General features: G+C 74.3%; 16 protein-coding genes. 9 read left to right on the forward strand and 7 right to left on the reverse strand.

The features are described from left to right. Nucleotides 1–18: 18 nt before the first annotated feature. Nucleotides 19–636 (forward strand): N-acetylmuramoyl-L-alanine amidase, encoded by a 618-nt coding sequence (locus IF23_RS0103470; RefSeq protein WP_030279599.1) that lies wholly within the window; start codon nucleotides 19–21, stop codon nucleotides 634–636. Nucleotides 637–744: 108 nt separating this feature from the next. Further along, entirely contained in the window at nucleotides 745–1,971 is a 1,227-nt protein-coding gene (locus IF23_RS0103475) for a phosphodiester glycosidase family protein (RefSeq protein WP_030279601.1), read from the forward strand. A gap of 45 nt (nucleotides 1,972–2,016) precedes the next feature. Here IF23_RS0103475 and IF23_RS0103480 read toward each other — a convergent pair whose 3' ends face one another. Beyond that, nucleotides 2,017–2,211 carry a hypothetical protein gene (locus IF23_RS0103480; protein WP_030279604.1) on the reverse strand — a complete coding sequence of 65 codons (195 nt, stop codon included), beginning with the start codon at nucleotides 2,209–2,211 and terminating at the stop codon, nucleotides 2,017–2,019. Between the two features lie 388 nt (nucleotides 2,212–2,599). Between IF23_RS0103480 and lysX the strand changes: the two genes are divergently transcribed. The 3 genes from lysX to IF23_RS0103495 all read left to right on the forward strand — a co-directional run bounded on the left by lysX (nucleotide 2,600) and on the right by IF23_RS0103495 (nucleotide 7,676). Further along, complete coding sequence (gene lysX, locus IF23_RS0103485) at nucleotides 2,600–5,914, forward strand: bifunctional lysylphosphatidylglycerol synthetase/lysine--tRNA ligase LysX (RefSeq protein WP_030279606.1); 3,315 nt, start codon at nucleotides 2,600–2,602, stop codon at nucleotides 5,912–5,914. A 105-nt stretch (nucleotides 5,915–6,019) separates the two neighbouring features. Then, a complete protein-coding gene (locus IF23_RS0103490; protein ID WP_030279608.1) occupies nucleotides 6,020–6,820 on the forward strand; it encodes an aminotransferase class IV in 801 nt (266 codons plus the stop codon). 148 nt (nucleotides 6,821–6,968) lie between these two features. Then, nucleotides 6,969–7,676 carry an alpha/beta fold hydrolase gene (locus tag IF23_RS0103495; protein WP_030279610.1) on the forward strand — a complete coding sequence of 236 codons (708 nt, stop codon included), beginning with the start codon at nucleotides 6,969–6,971 and terminating at the stop codon, nucleotides 7,674–7,676. A 19-nt stretch (nucleotides 7,677–7,695) separates the two neighbouring features. Here IF23_RS0103495 and IF23_RS0103500 read toward each other — a convergent pair whose 3' ends face one another. From IF23_RS0103500 to IF23_RS0103520, 5 genes are all read right to left on the reverse strand, one after another. Next, on the reverse strand, nucleotides 7,696–8,394 hold the full coding sequence (locus IF23_RS0103500) for an ABC transporter ATP-binding protein (RefSeq protein ID WP_030279612.1): 699 nt from the start codon (nucleotides 8,392–8,394) through the stop codon (nucleotides 7,696–7,698). Next, the gene (locus IF23_RS0103505; protein ID WP_078653774.1) at nucleotides 8,378–9,415 is read right to left on the reverse strand and encodes an ABC transporter ATP-binding protein; all 1,038 of its coding nucleotides are present in this window, start codon (nucleotides 9,413–9,415) and stop codon (nucleotides 8,378–8,380) included. The genes IF23_RS0103500 and IF23_RS0103505 overlap by 17 nt, the downstream gene beginning before the upstream one ends. 68 nt (nucleotides 9,416–9,483) lie before the next feature. Further along, nucleotides 9,484–10,440, reverse strand: coding sequence for an ABC transporter permease (locus IF23_RS0103510; RefSeq protein WP_030279616.1), 957 nt, complete (start codon nucleotides 10,438–10,440; stop codon nucleotides 9,484–9,486). After that, nucleotides 10,433–11,428 (reverse strand): ABC transporter permease, encoded by a 996-nt coding sequence (locus IF23_RS0103515; RefSeq protein ID WP_030279618.1) that lies wholly within the window; start codon nucleotides 11,426–11,428, stop codon nucleotides 10,433–10,435. Before IF23_RS0103515 ends, IF23_RS0103510 begins: the two co-directional genes overlap by 8 nt. Continuing rightward, entirely contained in the window at nucleotides 11,428–13,023 is a 1,596-nt protein-coding gene (locus IF23_RS0103520) for an ABC transporter substrate-binding protein (protein WP_030279620.1), read from the reverse strand. Before IF23_RS0103520 ends, IF23_RS0103515 begins: the two co-directional genes overlap by 1 nt. A gap of 205 nt (nucleotides 13,024–13,228) precedes the next feature. Here IF23_RS0103520 and IF23_RS0103525 point away from each other — a divergent pair, with 205 nt between their 5' ends. The 3 genes from IF23_RS0103525 (at nucleotide 13,229) to IF23_RS0103535 (ending at nucleotide 16,231) form a co-directional block, all read left to right on the forward strand. Further along, entirely contained in the window at nucleotides 13,229–14,212 is a 984-nt protein-coding gene (locus IF23_RS0103525; protein ID WP_030279622.1) for a hypothetical protein, read from the forward strand. Between the two features lie 100 nt (nucleotides 14,213–14,312). Then, nucleotides 14,313–15,575, forward strand: coding sequence for a hypothetical protein (locus tag IF23_RS30870; protein WP_051739160.1), 1,263 nt, complete (start codon nucleotides 14,313–14,315; stop codon nucleotides 15,573–15,575). A gap of 215 nt (nucleotides 15,576–15,790) precedes the next feature. Beyond that, the gene (locus tag IF23_RS0103535) at nucleotides 15,791–16,231 is read left to right on the forward strand and encodes a hypothetical protein (RefSeq protein ID WP_030279626.1); all 441 of its coding nucleotides are present in this window, start codon (nucleotides 15,791–15,793) and stop codon (nucleotides 16,229–16,231) included. Between the two features lie 69 nt (nucleotides 16,232–16,300). Here the strand turns inward: IF23_RS0103535 and IF23_RS35320 are convergent, their stop codons facing one another. After that, a complete protein-coding gene (locus IF23_RS35320; RefSeq protein WP_030279628.1) occupies nucleotides 16,301–17,527 on the reverse strand; it encodes a S1 family peptidase in 1,227 nt (408 codons plus the stop codon). Nucleotides 17,528–17,623: 96 nt separating this feature from the next. Here IF23_RS35320 and IF23_RS0103545 point away from each other — a divergent pair, with 96 nt between their 5' ends. Next, the gene (locus tag IF23_RS0103545) at nucleotides 17,624–18,151 is read left to right on the forward strand and encodes a hypothetical protein (RefSeq protein WP_030279629.1); all 528 of its coding nucleotides are present in this window, start codon (nucleotides 17,624–17,626) and stop codon (nucleotides 18,149–18,151) included. The last annotated feature ends 14 nt before the right edge of the window (nucleotides 18,152–18,165 follow it).

An 18,165-nucleotide genomic window follows, 5' to 3' on the forward strand; every position in this document is an offset into this window, starting at 1 on the left:
GCCTCGTCAGGAGTACGCATGGAGTCCGACCGCACCTCCCTGCCCCGCCGCCGCCTGCTCACCGGCGCCGCCGCGCTCGCCGCGGCCGCCGCGCTGGTCCCGGCGGGCAGCGCCGCCGCCCGTCCCCGCACCGCCCGCCCCCGGGCGGCCGCCTATCCGCCCGTGCACTGGGCCGCCGCCGACCCCGCCAACTTCACGGAGGCCAACCGGCCGACGGAGTACCCGGTCGAGATGGTCGTCATCCACGTGACACAGGAGACGTTCGCCGACACCCTCAAGCTCTTCAAGGACCCGAACCACAAGGCGGCCGCCCACTACGTCGTCCGCTCCTCCGACGGCTATCTCGCCCAGTGCGTCAGCGAGAAGAACGTCGCCTGGCACGCGGGCAACTGGGACTACAACACCCGCAGCATCGGCATCGAGCACGAGGGCTGGATCGACGACCCGAAGTGGTTCACCGACGCCCTCTACCAGAAGTCCGCCGCCCTGACCGCGGCCATCTGCGACCGCTACCACATCCCCAAGGACCGCGAGCACATCATCGGTCACGTCGAGGTCCCCGGCACCGACCACACCGACCCGGGCCAGTACTGGGACTGGTCGCGCTACATGGACCTGGTCAAGGGCCGCGCCTGACGCTCCGCCACCCGGGCGGCGTTCCCGAGATGTCCGCCGCGCCGACATCCCCGCGCCACGGCGACGACGCCGGACACCGCGAGGATCGGTGCGACCTCGGGAGGCACCGTGCGACGTCGATGGGGCGCGGTACACACGGCACTGGCGGCGCTGGCCGTCTGGAGTCTGCCGGTCGCGACCGGCAGCCCTCCGGCGAGCGCCGCCACCGCCCTGACCACCGCGCCCGGCGTCCGGCAGGCGCCCGGCGTCACCTACACGACGTTCCGGGTGACCGTGGCGCGCGGCGCCGCCCACGGCCATCTGCTGACGGTGGACCTCCGGGCGCCGCGCGTCTCGGTGGACCTGCTGTACCCCGGGGCGGTCGGCGCGCGGGCGCCGGTCTCCGCGCTCGCCGCGGCGCGCGGCGCGACCGCCGCGGTCAACGGTGACTTCTTCCATCTCCTCGAAACCCAGCACCCCGGCGTCCCGGCGACCGGCGCCCCGTCCGGCCCCGCCGTCGCCGCCGGGCACGGGCTGAAGGCCGCGGTCCCCGCCGGTCAGCGCTTCGGCCCCGCGCCGCCGCCCGGCGCGCGCCCCGAGGATGTCCTCGGCATCGGCGACGACCGGCGGGCGCGGCTGGACCGGCTCACCCTGCGCGGCGCCGCGGTGACCGGCCACGGCACGCTGCCGCTCACCGGGCTCAACCAGTACGCGCTCCCGGTGGACGGCATCGGCGCGTACACCTCCCGCTGGGGTCCGGCCGCGCGGGCGCGCGCCGTCTGCGGCACCGACACGGACCGGGCGGCGCCGTGCACCACCCGCGTACGGGAGGTGACCGTGGCGCACGGCCGGGTCACCGCGGTCGCCGACCGGCCCGGTGCCGGGGTGCCGCCCGGCGCCGAGGTGCTGCTGGGCCGCGAGGAGGGCGCGCGGCGGCTGGCGGCGCTGCGGCCGGGCGACCCGGTGCGCATCGGCCACCGTCTGACCGGCCGGAGCGGGGCGCCGCTGCGGTGCGCGGTCGGCGGGTTCGCGGTGCTGCGGGACGGGCGGACCGTACCGGGCACCGATACCGGCACCCCGGCGGTACGGACCGGCGCCGGGATCGGGGACGGCGGCCACACGCTCTATCTGCTGGCCCTGGACGGCTCCCCGGGCGAGCCGGGTCTCACCCTCGCCGAGCTGGCCACCGTCCTGCGCGGGGTCGGGGCGCGCGACGGGGTGGATCTGGACGGCGGCGGCTCCTCGACGCTGGTGACCCGGGCACCGCACGGTGGACCGGTCGTGGTGCGCAACCATCCGTCGGGCGGTGCGGAGCGTCCGGTGCCGAACGCGCTCGGGGTGTTCACGGGCGGCTGACGGCCGCCCCCGGCGGAGCGTGCGGCCCGCCCCGCCGGAGCCCGGTCACGGGCGGACGCTGCTGATCACGTCGGCGGCGCCGGAGAGGCTGTGCCGCAGGTCCGGGGCGATGCTGCTGCTCGCCAGGTAGAAGCCGAGCAGCGCGCAGACGATCGCGTGCGAGAGCTTGAGCTTGCCACTGCGCAGGAAGATCGCTGCCAGAATGAGCAGCAACAGGACGACCGAGATCGTCAGAGCCATGGGTGCACCTCCGCGACGGCCGCCCGATCGGACGGCTAGGAGTGGCAAGTTTGGCGCATTTCCGGCAAAATCCCGCCCGCGATACGGTGCCCCATCCGGGTGATCACTGCGGGTCACACCGCTCGCGGCGCCGGAGTTCCCGGCATTCGTGTGTCGCGGATCACTTTCTCCGCGGGCAACGGGGCCTCCACCCCAGCCGTCTTAGCGACGGATACGCCCGGCGCCATCCGCGTCGGCGCACACCCCCGGCCGACGGAAGCACCGCCATGATCCGACCGCGCACCCCGCGCTCCCCACGACGACCCGTGGGGCAGGCGGCCTGCCGTGCGCGGCGACCGTGCGCTCCCGTATCGGCCGAATATCCCCTTTCCATGCTTAATGTGACGGAATGAGCACCGTGCAGGACCAGGATCAACTCACGGGGTGGCTGCGCTTCCGGCGCCGCGTCCCCAACAGCTTCGCCATCGCCTTCGGTGTGCTGGGCCTCTTCTGCGCCGTCACGGCGCTCTTCGGACCGCTGCGGCGCGGGCTCCACCCGGTGGTGTACTGGCTGGACACCCTCACCATCCCCGTGGCGCCGAACTTCGCGTACGCCGTCTTCCTGTTCCTGCTCGGCGCGGCGATGGCCGCCCGTAAACGGGTGGCGCTGTGGTTCGTCGTCGCCTACATGCTGCTGGTCGCCCTCGCCGACGCGCTGTTCCTCGCCGCCGGGTACTGGGAGTTCGCCGTCTCGCTGGCGGTGTGCACCGCCATCCTCGTGCTGCTCGTCGTCTCGCACCGCGAGTTCTACGCCATCACCCGGCGCGGCGCCTTCGTCCGCGCCGCGGGCGTGCTGGTGGCCGGGCTGGTCGCCGCGGTGCTGCTCGGCTGGGGCCTGGTGACGCTCTTCCCCGGCTCGCTGGAGCACGGCGCCGGGAACCGGCTGCTGTGGGCGGCCAACCGCGTCTGCGGCGGGCTGGTCGGCGGTCGCCTCGTCGAGGGCCACCCGCCGCACTGGATCGTCTTCCTGCTCGGCGTCTTCGGCGCCCTCGCACTGCTCAACGCCGCCGCCACGCTCTTCCGCTCGCAGCGCCTGGAGGCCGCGCTCCACGGCGACGAGGAGCCCCGTATCCGGGCGCTGCTGGCCCGCTACGGCGGCGACGACTCGCTCGGCTACTTCGCCACCCGCCGCGACAAGGCCGTCGTCTTCTCCCCCAGCGGCAAGGCGGCCGTCACCTACCGCGTCGAGGCGGGCGTCTGCCTGGCCAGCGGTGACCCGGTCGGCGACCGCGAGGCGTGGACCCAGGCCATCGAGGCGTGGCTGGAGGTCGCCGGGCGCTACGGCTGGCAGCCGGCCGTGATGGGCGCCAGCGAGGAGGGCGCGAAGGCGTTCGCCCGCTGCGGTCTGGGCGCGCTGCAACTCGGCGACGAGGCGATCCTGCACGTCAAGGACTTCGAGCTGGACGGCCGCGACATGCGGGTCACCCGGCAGGCCGTCAACCGCGTCCAGCGCACCGGCGCCACCTGCCGGATAAGGCGTCATTCGGCGCTCACCGACGCCGAGATGCGTGAGGTCGTCGACCGCGCCGACGCCTGGCGCGACACCGAGACCGAGCGCGGTTTCTCCATGGCGCTGGACCGCCTCGGCGACCCCGAGGACGGCGACTGCCTGCTGGCCGAGGCGTTCGACGGCGACGGCCGGATGATCGCGCTGCTGTCCTTCGTCCCCTGGGGCGACGACGGCATCTCGCTGGACGTGATGCGGCGCGACCGCAGCGCGCCCAACGGCGTCATGGAGTTCATGGTCGCGCAGCTCTGCGCCCAGGCCGGGCAGTTCGGGGTGCACCGCATCTCGCTGAACTTCGCGGTGTTCCGCTCCGCCTTCGAGGAGGGCGCGCGGATCGGCGCGGGCCCGGTGCTGAAGTTCTGGCGCCGGTTGCTGCTCTTTTTCTCCAAGTGGTGGCAGCTGGAGGCGCTCTACCGCTCCAACGCGAAGTACGCCCCCGAGTGGTACCCGCGCTTCCTGTGCTACGCCGACACCGGCGCGCTGGCCCGGATCGGCCTCGCCTCCGGCATCGCCGAGGGCTTCGTCGCCGTACCGAGCCTCGGCAAGCTGTGGGGCAAGGGCCACAAGAAGAAGCTGCAGGCCCCGGCGAGCACCGCCGGACTGCCCTCGCTGGAGGAGCTGGGCCTGGTCAGCGAGGTGCCGTCCGCCGAGGAGCAGCGGGAGCGGGAGCTGGCCGCGCTGCCGGAGCAGGTGCGCACCCGCCATTTGAAGCTGGAGCGGCTGCGCGCCGAGGGCACCGACCCGTACCCGGTCGGGGTGCGGCGGACGCACACGCTCGGCGAGGTCCGCGCCGCGCACCCGGAGCTGACCGCCGGGACGCACACCGGGGAGACCGTACGGATCGCCGGTCGGGTGCTGCTCACCCGCGACCACGGCGGCGTGCTCTTCGCGGTGCTGCGCGACTGGTCCGGTGACCTCCAGATCGCGCTGACCCGCGACACCGCGGGCAAGGAGCTGCTGGAGCGCTTCGGCTCCGACATCGACCTGGGCGACCACATCGAGGCGGAGGGTGAGGTCGGCGCGAGCGACCGCGGTGAGCTGACCGTCTTCGTCACCGAGTGGCGGCTGACGGCGAAGTGCCTGCGACCGCTGCCGGACAAGCGCCGCGGTCTGACCGACCCGGAGGCGAAGGTCCGCCACCGCTACGTCGACCTGGTGGTCTCGCCGGACGCCCGGGACACCGTACGGGCCCGCAGCACGGCGGTGCAGGCGCTGCGGCAGGGGCTGATCGACCGGGGTTACCTGGAGGTCGAGACGCCGATGCTCCAGCAGATCCACGGCGGCGCCAACGCCCGCCCGTTCCACACCCACATCAACGCCTACAACCTCGACCTGTACCTCCGTATCGCGCCCGAGCTGTATCTCAAGCGGCTGTGCGTGGGCGGTATGGAGAAGGTCTTCGAGATGGGGCGGACCTTCCGCAACGAGGGCATCTCGTACAAGCACAACCCCGAGTTCACGATGTTGGAGGCGTACCAGGCGTTCGCCGACTACGACGTGATGCTCGATCTGACCCGGGAGCTGATCCAGGGTGCCGCGGTCGCCGCGTTCGGCACCGCGACCGCCCGTAAGGCGGATGCGAACGGGCGGCTGGTCGAGCACGACATCTCCGGGATGTGGCCGGTCAAGACCGTCTACGGCGCGATCTCCGAGGCGCTGGGCGAGGAGGTCGACGCGGACACCGACGCACCGGTGCTGCGGCGGCTCTGCGACGCCGCATCGGTGCCGGTCAAGCCGGAGATGGGCCGCGGCGACATCGTGCTGGAGATGTACGAGCGGCTGGTGGAGGAGCGCACGACGCTGCCGACGTTCTACAAGGACTTCCCGACGGACGTCTCGCCGCTGACCCGGCAGCACCGCAAGGACCCGCGGCTGGCCGAGCGCTGGGACCTCGTCGCGTTCGGCACGGAGCTGGGCACCGCCTACTCCGAGCTGACCGACCCGGTCGAGCAGCGGCGGCGGCTGACCGCCCAGTCGCTGCTGGCGGCGGGCGGTGACGTGGAGGCGATGGAGCTGGACGAGGACTTCCTCCAGGCGCTGGAGTACGCGATGCCGCCCACCGGTGGTCTGGGCATCGGTGTGGACCGGCTGGTCATGTTCCTCACCGGTCTGTCGATCCGCGAGACGCTGCCGTTCCCGCTGGTCCGGCGCCGCTGAGCGGTCCGCCTCCGTACGCCGCGCGCCTCTCCTCCGGGAGGGGCGCGCGGCGCGTTTCCGGCCTCCGTACGGGAACCCCGGCACCGGGTGGGGCGTTGGCCGCACATGACGACTCATGTGGTGCACTGCAACGGCCGGGACGCGACCGCCGAGGAGCTGGCGGCGGTCGCGTTCGGCAGCCCCTCCCATTTCACCGCCATGCAGGTACGCGGCGGTCTGATCCGCGGACTCGACCTCCATCTGACCCGGCTGCGCAACGCCTCCCGGGAACTGTTCGGGGCGGCCACCCCGGACGACGAGATCCGCGCCCAACTGCGGGCGGCGCTGGCGGTGAGCCCCGCCGATGTGTCGCTGCGGGTGCTGGTCCATGCGCCGGGCGATCCGTTCTCGGCCGGTGCGGGCACGCCCGAGGTGCTGATCCGTACGGCGTCCGCCGGGGTGGCGCCGACGGGTCCGCTGGCGCTGACGGCGGTGGCGCACGAGCGGTTCCAACCGGCCGTGAAGCACGTCGGGGAGCCCGCGAAGCGGTTCTTCCTCCGGCAGGCGGTGGCGGCGGGGTGCGACGACGCCGCCTTCGTCGACCGGGAGGGGCGACTGAGCGAGGGCACGATCTGGAACCTCGCGTTCTGGGACGGTTCGGCGGTGGTGTGGCCGGTCGCGGAGGTCCTGGACGGCGTCATGCAGGGCATCGTCAAACGGCAGTTGACGAAGCTCGGGGTACCGCAGCGCGACGCCGAGGTGCGGGCCGACGGCCTCGCCGGATGGGCCCGCGGGGCGGTGGTCCTCAACTCCCGGGCCCCCGCCGTCGCCGTCCACCGCATCGGCGGTGAACTCCTGCCCGAGGCACCGGACTTCGTCGCGCTGCTGCACCGCGCGCACGAGGCGGAACCGCCGGTGGCGCCGTGAGGCTCCGGCGTACAGGCGCTGAGCTGCGCCGACGACCGCATACGGGGCCGGGTCCGGGTGTCCGCCGGGCCCGGCCCCGGGCCGTCGCCGGACGGCTTTCGCCCGCCGGTGGGCGGGCGTTGTCAGACCCCTCGGTTACGTTGCCCACATGACGCACTTCGTGATGGTGGCGGGGGCCTGGCTCGGGGCCTGGGTGTGGGGCGATGTGGCGCGGCTGCTGGCCGCGGCGGGGCACGGCGCGCATCCGCTGACGCTGAGCGGTGTCGCGGAGAGGCGGGGTGTCCCGGCCGGGCAGGAGACCCATGTGCGGGACATCGTCGACGAGGTCGTCCGGCGCGATCTGCACGACGTGGTCCTGGTCGGGCACAGCTACTCGGGCATACCGGTGGGTCAGGCGGCCGAGCGGATCGGCGGGCGGCTCTCCCGGGTGGTCTTCGTCGACTCCGAGGTGCCGGTCGACGGGGAGTCGTTCGTCTCCGGCTGGTGGGAGGGGCCGGAGCGGCTGGCCGCGGTGCTCGCCGCGCACGACGGCCGGTGGCCGCCGCCGACCGCCGCGGACCTCGCCGGTCAGGGGCTCTCCGACGCACAGATCGCCCGGCTCGTGGCGGGCGCCACACCGCATCCGGGTGCCTCGTTGGCGGAGCCCGCGACGCTGACGCGCCCGCTCGGCGCCCTGCCCGCCACCTACGTCAAGTGCCTGCTCGACGGCCCGGAGCCGAAGACCACGGTGGCCGAGCTGCTGACGTGCGGCACCTGGCGCCGCGTCGATCTCGACACGGGGCACTGGCCGATGGTCTCCCGGCCGGAGGAGCTGGCCCGCGTCCTGCTCGCCGCGGCGGCGGAGGGCCGGGGGTAGCGGTCCGGGCCCGGCGGTCTCACGCCGCCGCGGGCCCCTCCCCCGGTGCCGTGACCCGCTCCGTCCCCGCCAGGTCGGACCAGCGCACCGTCCGGTCGCACCAGCGCTCCAGGAGGGTGCGGTCGTGGCCGACGGCGAGGAGACCGGCGCCGGTGCGGGCGCGGTACGCCTCCACGACGGCGACCAGCGCCGCGGTGGTGGAGGCGTCCAGCATCGCGGTCATCTCGTCGCAGATCAGCCAGCGCGGCTCCAGCACCAGCGCGCGGGCGAGGCAGGCGCGTTGCAGCTGTCCGTCGCTGACCTCGTGCGGGCGGCGGGTGAGCAGATCGGCGGTGAGGCCGACGGCGGGCGCCAGCTCCGCGACGGCGGCGGACGCCTGGGCGCGGCGCCCGGTGGCGCGCAGCGGTTCGGCGATGAGGTCGGCGAGGCGTAGCCGGGGGTCGGCGGAGAGCCGGGGTTGCTGGAAGACGACACCGAAGGAGGTCCGCAGGGCGCGGGGGGCGCGGTGGCGCCAGCCCGGGGCAGCCACCCCGTCCACGGTCACCGTTCCGGCGTCCGGCCGGTGCAGCAGCGCCGCGACCCGGGCCAGGGTCGACTTGCCGCAGCCGCTCGGGCCGAGCAGCCCGACCGACTCGCCGGGCGCCACGGTCAGGGAGACACCGGAGACGACCGGGCGCCGCCGCTCGTATCCGGCGGTGATGTCACGCAGTTCGAGCACGGCGGTCGCCCTTCTCCTCGGACTTCTCGGGGGCGTCGGCCGGTGGCGGGCCGGGGTGCGGATGGTGGCAGGCGACGCCGTCGGACGGTTCCGGGCGGACGGCGCACCGGGCGTCCGCGCGGGGGCAGCGGGCGGCGAAGGCGCAGCCGTCCGGCAGGGCGCCCAGCTCGGGCGGCAGTCCGGGGATCGGGGCGAAGGCGCGGCCGGGCAGCGCGTCCAGCAGCCCGCGGGCGTAGGGGTGGCGGGGGCCGGGGGTGCCGAAGAAGGTGGCGGCGTCGGCGTGTTCGACGATCCGGCCCGCGTACATGACGGCCACGTGGTCGGCGATCCGCTCGGCGGCGGCCAGATCGTGGGTGATCATCAGCAGCGCCCGGCCGTCGTCGGCGTGCGCGCGGAGCGCGTCGACGGTGCGGGCGACGAGGTCCCGGTCGAGGCCGGTGGTGGGTTCGTCGGCGAGCAGCAGCCGGGCGTCGCCGACCAGCGCGAGGGCGCTCGCCGCGCGCTGGGCGAGGCCGCCGGAGAGCTGGTGCGGATAGCGGTCTAGGTGGTCGAGGGGGAACGCGGCGCGGTCCGCGGCCCGTTCCGCCGCCGCGCGCAGCGCCTCCCGGGCCGCGCGCCGCCCGGGTCGCCGTGCGGCGGACGTGCCGCGCGCCGCGCCCGCCGCGGGTGCGGCCGGTCCGCCGCCCAGTTCCCGCACCGTCTCCTCCAGTTGGGCGCGGATGGTGCGGACGGGCGTGAGGTGGGCGGCGGGGCTCTGCGGGACGAGGCCGATGCGGCGACCGCGGACGGTGCGGGCCAGCAGCGGTTCGTCGGCGGTGAGCAGTTCCACGGCGGGTGCGCCGTCGGCGGCGGTCAGATGGGCCGCGCCGGACGTCTCGGCGTTGCCCGGCAGCAGGCCGAGCAGTGCGGAGGCGAGGACGGACTTGCCGCAGCCGCTCTCGCCGACGAGGGCGAGGCAGCTGCCCGGCGCCAGGTCGAAGGAGGCGCCGGAGACGGCCCGGACGTGGTGGCCGCCGCGCATCCGGAAGCGGACCGACAGCTCACGCACCGACAGAACGGGGGCGGGCGGTGCGGTGGTGCGGGGCGCGGTCACAGCATCAGCTCCGATCGGCGGCGGGGGTTGATCCGCTCCCGCCAGGCACCGGCCAGACCGGCGAGGGCGAGGGTCGGCACGATGAGGAAGAGACCGGGGAAGAGCGTCGGCCACCAGGCACCGGCCAGCAGCGAGCCGCGGGCGGCGTTGACCATGATGCCGAGGCTCGCCTCGTGCGCCGGGAGGCCCAGGCCCAGGAAGGAGAGCGCGGACTCGTGCCAGATGGCGTGCGGCACCATCAGCACCGCGGCCAGTCCGGCCTGCGGCAGCACACCGGGCAGCAGATGCCGTACGGCCACCCGCCAACGGGAGGCGCCGCCGGAGATCGCCGCGTCGATATGGGGGCGGGAGCGGAGCGACAGCACCTCGGCGCGGACGATCCGGGCCGTGGAGAGCCAGTGGGTCAGCGCCACGGAGAGGATCACCGGCCAGACGCCGGGCCGGAACATCGCCACGATGAAGATGCCCAGCAGCAGATGGGGCACGGAGGAGAAGAGGTCGACGAGACGCATCACGGCGCGGTCCGCCCAGCCGCCGAGCGCCCCGGCGAGCGCCCCGACCGCGGTGCCCAGCCCGACGGCGACCAGCGCGGCGACCACGCCCACCAGCAGCGAGACCCGCAGACCGTAGACGCAGCGCAGCAGCAGATCGCGGCCGACCTCGTCGGTGCCGAAGGGGTGCGACAGCGAGGGGGCCTGGAGTTTCCGGGCCAGGTCGACGGATTGGTTGTCCAGCGGGACGAGCAGCGGGACGACGAGCACGGCGAGGACCACGGCGGCGACGAGACCGGCGCTGACCCACACCCGCACGGTGCGGGTGCGCCGCCGGTGGCCGGTGCCGGGCCGCCGGTGCCAGGTCACGCCCGGCGCGAGCGCGGCGCCGGTCCCGGGCGCGGTGCCCGGTCCGGGTGCCGCGGTGGCTTCCTGTCGGGTGGAGGTGTGCGAGTCAGCCATCGAAGCCCACCCTGGGATCGGCGAGACCGTACAGCAGGTCGGAGAGGAGGTTGCCGGCGAGGACGGCGGCGGTGGCGAGGACGGTGAGGGCGGCGAGCAGCGGGAAGTCCACGGCGGTCGCCGCCTCGACGGTGGCGGCGGCGATGCCCGGCCAGCTGAAGACCGTCTCGACCAGCAGCGCGCCGGTGATCAGTTCCGGCACCCGGGAGCCGATGAGGGTGAGGACCGGCAGCAGTCCGGAGCGGAGCGCGTGGTGCAGCAGCACGGTGCGTTCGCGCAGGCCACGGGCGCGGGCGCCGCGCACCGGGTCCTCCTCCAGCGCGTCCCCGACGCCCTGCCGTACGTACAGCACGAACCACGGGAGCTGGGAGACGGCGAGGACGAGGGCGGGCAGCGCCACATGGCGGGCGATCTGGCCGGGGGTGGCGAGGTCGGTGCCGGTGTCGGTGAGGCCGCCCGCCGGGAGGACGCCGAGTTTCAGGGCGAACAGCCAGACGGCGAGGAGGCCGAGCCAGAACGGCGGCGCGGCTTCCAGGGTGTAGGCGAGGGAGGTGACGGCGCGGTCGAGGAGTCCGCCGCGGCGGCGGGCGGCGGCCACCCCGAGGGCGGTGCCGACGGCGACGGCGAGGAGGAAGGCGAGCGCGCAGAGCAGGACGGACCAGCCCAGGCGTTCGCCGATGACCTGGGTGACGGGTGCCCGGAGCGTGGCGGAGTCGCCGAGGTCTCCGGTGAGCGCGGCGGTCAGCCAGTGCCACCAGCGGCCGATCAGCGGCTGGTCGACGCCGAGGTTGTGGCGCAGTTGGTCGAGGTTGGCCTGGGAGGCGGTGAGCCCGGCGTCGCCCGCGTAGGCGCGGACCGGGTCGAAGGGGGAGGCCGCGGCGACGGCGAAGACCCCGAAGGTGACGGCGAGGAGGACCGGCACGGCGAGCAGCGCCCGCCGGCCGGTCATCCGCGCCATCGCCGCCCAGGGCAGGGAGGCGCGGGGCATCACGTGGCGGGCTGCCAGTCCTCGACGTTCCACCAGGGGCCGGAGGCCAGGCCGTGGTCGTGCGGTTCGGTCTGGGTGGTCAGGTTCTTCCAGCGGTCGGCGACCACATAGACGTGGTCGACGTGGGTGAGGAAGGTGTAGGCGGGGTTCTCGACGAGGCGGCGCTGGACGGCGTCGTAGGCGGCCTTGCGGGTGGCCTGGTCGTCGGTGCGGCGGGCCTCGGTGAGCTTGGCGTCGACGGTCTTGTCGGCGTAGCGCGACATGTTGTTGAAGCCGTCCCCGGCGAGCGAGGAGTGCAGCAGGAGGTACTGGTCGAAGTCGGGGTCGGCGGGGCTGCCGCCACCGGCGAGGACGGCGTCCTTGGCCATCCGCGGCTCGATCGCCTCCCAGGTGCCGGATTCGACCTTGGCCTCGATACCGGCCTTCTTCGCGTCGGAGGCGAAGGCGAGGGCGTGCTCCTGGCGGAGCTTGTCGCCGGAGAGGTACCAGAGGGTGAACGAGGCGCGCTGGTGGCCCTTGGTGCGGATGCCGTCCGGGCCCTTCTTCCACCCGGCGTCGTCGAGGATCCGCTCGGCCTTCTTCAGGTCGTGCGGGCGCTCGGTGCCCTTCGCGAACCAGGGGCTGTCGGTGGGCACCGGCCCGTAGGCGGGCTTTCCGGCGCCGTTGAGGATGCCCTTGACCATGGCCTCGCGGTCGACGGCGAGGTCGAGGGCGCGGCGGACGGCCTTGGCGCCGGTGACCGGGTTGCCGGTGGGCAGCGTGACGTTGCGGTAGTCGAAGGTGGTGGCGGTGACGGTGGTGCGGTGCTTGTCGCCCTTGAAGGTGGCGGCGAGCTCCGGCGGCAGGATGGCGCCGTCGAGGTCGCCGGAGCGCAGCCGGGTGGCGCGGATGTCGTCGTCCTTGATGATCGCCATGGTGAAGTTCTTCACCTTCGGCGCGCCGCCCCAGTAGTGCGGGTTGGCCTTGAAGGTGAGCTTCTCGCCCTTGGACCAGCGGGTGAGGACGTAGGGGCCGGTGCCTATCGGCTTGGTGGTGAAGGAGCCGTGGTTGATGTCCTGCTTGCCCGCGATGTGCTGCGGGGCGATGGGCAGGACGGCGCGCTCGGCGAACGGCGCGTAGGGGTACTTGAGGTGGAAGACGACGGTGTGGTCGTCCTTCTTCTCGACGTTCCGCAGGGCGTCCAGCTCCGCCTTGGAGGCGTTGTTGGTCTTGGAGTCGAGGATGGTGGAGTAGGTGAAGACGACGTCGTCGGCGCTGAAGGGCTTGCCGTCGCTGAAGGTCACACCCCGGCGGAGGTCGAAGGTGTAGGTCCGGCCGCCGTCGGTGACCTTGGGCAGCGCGGTGGCGAGGGCGGGCCGGAGGTGCATCCCGGCGTCGTGGGTGAGCAGCCCGTCGAAGATCTTGGAGTTGCCGTCCTTGCCGTAGCCGAGGAGCGGGCTGAGCGTCTCCGGTTCGTACGCGATGCCGACCACCGCGGAGTCCGTGCGTCCGGTGGCGGACTTGCCGTCGTCCGGTGTGGAACAGGCCGTCGCGCTCAGCGCGAGGCCGGCCGCCAGCGTCACCGCGGCGGCTCCCCGTGGGAACCGGGCCGTCATCCTTGTGACTCCTCTGCATAGGGATCGTTATTGCATGGTCAACGCAATTAAAGCGTACGTAAAGGTGCGCCGATGAAGCGGGGCGGTTCTGGTAATGGCCGGTACCGGCCGGTGGCCCGCCATGCCCCCTGGACACCCCCGCGGCAGCCGTTCCGGAGCGTCGATCCCGGTGGCAGACTGCTGCCCCTACGGGACGGGGGCGACCGTGAGCGACGATCCGAGCGGGGGGACGGGGCAGGGGCGGGGCGCGCAGGCCCGGCGGCGGATCCGGAGCGGAGCACGGTTCGTCGCCGACACCGTCCGTCCGGAGTCGGCCGGGCTGAGCCGCGGGAAGCGGCTGGCCACCTATGCCGTCGCCCTTTTGACCTCGGCGTTCCTGGTGGGTCTGGGGCTGGCGCGGTCCTACTTCACGGCCGGGACGGAGGCACGGATCGGGGATGACGCACAGAGCGCCCTCGACGCGGAGAAGGGCTACCTGCACGCCGCGTTCCGGCCGCTCCCCCGCACCGCCTACGGGCCGCCGTACTCCGCCTTCTCCCGGACGCCGCTCACCCCGCGCCAGATCGACGGCGTCCACCGCGGCGAGTACGACGCCGCCGTACTGCGGGACAGCGTGGCCGCCTCCGGCTTCGGTCTGCGGGACACCGCACCGGGCAACGGGCAGGTCAACTACGTCGACCTGGTCAGCGACAGCAGCTCGATCATCACCGTGACCGGCATCGCCCCGACGCACATCCGCTGCCGGAACTCCGCGATGGTCGCCGAGATCCACACCCCCGCCCAGGGTGATTCGCCGATCAAGGGGCTGGCGTTCGAGCTGGAGCAGCCCGCCGGAGCGCCGAACGGGTTCATCACCGACTCCGAGGATCCGCACCGGGGCGAGCCGTACTTCGCGCACCACACCGTGCCGCTCGGCGGCGCGGCGCCCCCGCAGACCCTGAGCGTGCTGGGTGTCGCCCCGCCCGGCAGGTACTGCACCTGGGACCTGGCGGCGCAGTTCACCACCGACGACGGCACGGTGCACCACACCCGGCTCAACGCCGCGCCACTGGTCACCGAGGGCGGGCCGGGCACCGGTCCCGGCACCCAGCACCTCCAGGTGGATCTGGTCACGCAGATCCGGTGGCGGTGCGAGCACGGGCTGCGGCGGCCGGAGGACTGCGGCGGGGTGTTCCGCGCCCGGCCGTAGGGCGTGCCCGCCCCCGTTCCCCCGGACCGTTCCGCGGGCCGAACGCCCCTAGGGTGCACGGAAGATCACTACCGGGCGAGGGGCGAGGAGCGTGGCGGAGATGGCGCACGAGCGGGACGGGGCACCGACGCGCAGGCGGGTCCTGTGGAGCATGTCCGCGGCCGGGGCGCTGCTGGCCGCCGGATGTTCCACGTCCGACGGGCGCCCGGCCGGGAACGGCGGTACGCAATCCGGCTCCCCGGCCCCCGGGCACGCCCCCGCCGGGGTCCTCGCCGCGAACTTCAACGAGGATCCGCGCGGCACCACCCTCGACCGGCTGAAGGGCGTCCAGGCCGGTTGGGTCCGCGGTTTCGTGCCGATGCCCGAGGTCAGGGACGGCCACGCCGACCGGCAGCGGGGCATCGCCGCCCTGCTGGCCGCGGGGCGCGCCGGGTACGGCACCGTGCTGTCGCTGAAGTTCCCCTTCACCCGGCGCCCGCTGCCCGCCCCCGGCAGCGCCGCCATGGACACCGAGCTGAACCGCGTCGACCAGGTCCTCGACGCCACGCTCGGCACGGTGGACATCCTCGGCATCGGCAACGAACCGTTCCTCGAATCCCGCGCCGACGACCGGCGACGCGGCCGCTTCAACGCCTTCTACGAGGCGCTCGCCCGGCACATCGTCGAGCGGCGCCGGAAGCGCTTCCCCGACGGCTGCCGCACCCGGCTCTACATGGGCGCCCTCAACGATCTGGAGAACCCGGCCACCCACGACGCCGCGCACGCCCGCTGGCTGACCTTCGTCCACGACACCCACGAGATCGAGGGCGTCGACATCCACCCCCATGTCGCCGCGATCGAGGACACCGAGGCGTTCCTCCGGTACGTCCTCCCCCGCCTCCGCCCCGAACAGCGCTTTCTGGCCACCGAGTTCTCCCTGGTGCGGCTCTGGAAGCGGCATCTGAAGGACCGGGTCCCCGCCTCGTTCGCGCACAGCCGCGGCATACCGGCGGACACCCCGGTCTGGCGGGCGCTCCGGGACGCCGCCGCCCACCCGCTCCCGCAGGCCGACTGGCAGCGCCTTCTGCTCGACAGCGCCTGGTTCGGCCCGCACCGCAACTTCCTGACGCACCAGATGCAGCGGTTCCGGGCCACCGGGCGCCTCACGGTCGCCGCGTACGGCGTCGTGCAGGGGCCGGTGATGGTCCACGACTTCGGGCCGACGTCCCAGCCCTGGCTGCTGAACAGCGTCTACTCCAACCTGACCGCCCAGCCCTCCGCCGACGGCACGCCCGCCCCCAATCCGGCCTGGTACGACGAGTTCCGGGCGCTCCAGCGGGCGGAGGACCGCCTTCCGGTGCGTACCGGGACCGTCCCGACCTGACCGCGCCCCGCCGTCCGGGCCGCGCCACGGCGGCGAAGGGTCAGGAATCGGTAATGCCGCCCACTTCGGACGGAACCCGCCGCGGGCTCCGGCCCTCTGGAGGGGTGCGGGACACGCCACCCACGGGCCGCTCCCGCTCGACCGTCACACCATGCGTGCACGACGAGATGCTCCGTGGCCGCCGTCCGGAGAAGGCGCCGCGGGAAGGGAAGCCCATGACCAGGACGACGAAGACCGGGACACGGACGAGGCACACACCGGGCGGGCGGCGGGTGGCCGTGACCGCCGCGCTGGGGCTGGCGACGCTGGCGCTCACCGCGGTGCCCGCACACGCCAAGGGCACCGCGGAGGTGACGGCGCCCCGCACCGCGGCCGTCGGCAAGACCTTCACGGTCTCCGCGTACGGGGACGACGACGCCGCCTCCTACCTGCGGGTGTGCCTCCAGGAACGCGGCCACGGACAGCCCTGGCACCAGGTGGCCTGCGGCGCCGTCGTCGAGCGGGGCGGCCCGGAGGCGCGGGCCGTGGCGCACCCGAGGAGCGCGCGGCGCGGCCCGGTGGAGTTCCGTGCGGTGGCGTACGGGCTGACCGGGCCGCACGACCGGCACCCGCAGCGCTGGCGGACCTCGGGCGTCGCGACGGTGCGGGTCCGCTGAGCCTCCCGGGGCCCCGGACCCGCACGGATCCGGGGCCCCGGTGCCGACTGCCGTTGTTGCGGGGCCGGTTCAGGTGCCCGCGGTCGTCAGGGTGAGCTGCCACTTCGTCAGCGCCTCGTCGACCGGCTGGAAGACCGTCATGGTGTCGCCGCCGGTGCTGCACGTCGCGGTCCCGCCGCCGGAGTGGATGCCGACCGCCTTCGGGTCGCCGGGCTGGGTGACGTACGAGCCGCCGGAGTCACCCGCGGTGGAGCAGGCGTCGGTGAAGGACAGCCCGTCGACCACCACACCGCCGTCGTAGTCCACGGTCTGGTCGACGGCGGTGATCTCCCCGCAGTGCCAGCCGCTGGCCTCGCCCGAGCGGCACACGGAGGTGCCGACGATGCCCTCCTGGGAGCCGGTGACGGCGACCGGGGCGCCGCTCTGACCGGCCACGTCGGGGCTGAGCTTCCAGGCCGGTTGGTCCACGTCGACGAGGCCGAAGTCGCCCTCGCGGCCGTCCACGCTGTGGGTGCCGCCGCGGTTGGAGGTGCCCATCCGGCTGCCGTCCTTGCCGTACGCCGCCTGGTCCGCGGTCTCGGTGCAGTGACCGGCCGTCAGGAAGCCGCGGCGGCCACCGCCGGTCACCGAGAAGCCGATGGAGCAGATGCCCTCCTCGCCCGGTGACCACCTCTCGCCGCCGACGACGGTGCCGCCCTGCTGGCGCGGCGCGTCAGCGGCGCGGACGACCCGGACCGGGATGCCGGTGGGGGCGCCGAGTTGCTGGGCCTCCTCGACGAAGGAGTCGGTGGCGGCGGTCCGGGTGCGGGTGTCGACGCGGACGGTGAGGGCGTTGGCGCGCTCGTCGACGCCCCACCCGGTCACGCCCGGCACGCCCTTGCCCGCCTTGGTGTCGATCTGCGCCAGCAACCCGGTGAGCTGGGCCCGGCTGTGGGTGACGCGCTGTGCGACGGCCCCGGCGTCCTTCACCAGCTTGGCGTCCGCGTCCCCGGTGACCGCGACGACGAGCTTGCCGCTCTTCTTGTCGAACCACATTCCGGCGGCGCGACCGGCGAGCGCCTGACGCACCGCCTTCGCCGCGCGCGCCGCCTCCGTCTCCTGCGCGAGCCGGGCCCGCGCCTGCGCCGGGGTGAGGCCCAGATCGCGCCGCATCGCGTCGAGCATCGCGCGGTCGGTGGGCCGCGGGCCCGGGCCGGGGGACGGTGTGGCGTGGGCGGCGGCGAGCGGGGTGACGGCGGCCAGGACGACGGCGGCGGCCGCGCCCCGGACGGCGGCGGTGCGGTGGCGACGGTGCATGGAGGCTCTCCTCGCGGGTCGGTGACGTCGGCCCGTCGAGCCTCCTCGACCCCGCCACCGCCGGCGCGGGCAAGATCGCCGCGGGATGATGGCCCGATGACGTCCGACACGCGGAACACCGGCCCCGGGCCCTGCGGCCCCGACCCGTTCGGCGGGCTGCCCGCGGCCCTGCGCGACATCGCCTACTCGGCGGCCCGCCATCCGGGAGCCAGGTCACCTGATGGGCCGTCATCGGACGGGAGCGGCGCCCCCGATCTGTCGGCGGGCGCCAACTGCCAGCTCTACGCGTACGCGGTGCTGCGCCACCACGGTCTGACCGCGCCGCCGCTGCGGTCGGCGGAGCTGTGGGCGGACACCGCCGCCACCCGCCGCGTCACGGTGGCCCGCCCGCTGGATCTGGTGCTCTTCGACGGCGGGCCGGTGGCCGGACGCCCGGAAGGGTACGGCGCGCACGTCGGGGTGCATCTGGGCCCGGACCGGGTGCTGCACCTGTGCAAGGAGGTCGGCCGCCCGGCGGTGTGGCGCTACGCGGAGTTCGCGGCGCGGGCGCGGTACGCGCGGACGCTGGGGATCAAGCGGGTGGTACGGGACAGGGCCCGGTCGCAGGCCGGGCCCCGTCACTGACTCCGCGGGAGAAA

It is taken from the genome of Streptomyces catenulae (genome assembly GCF_000718015.1).
Classification (GTDB): domain Bacteria; phylum Actinomycetota; class Actinomycetes; order Streptomycetales; family Streptomycetaceae; genus Streptomyces; species Streptomyces catenulae.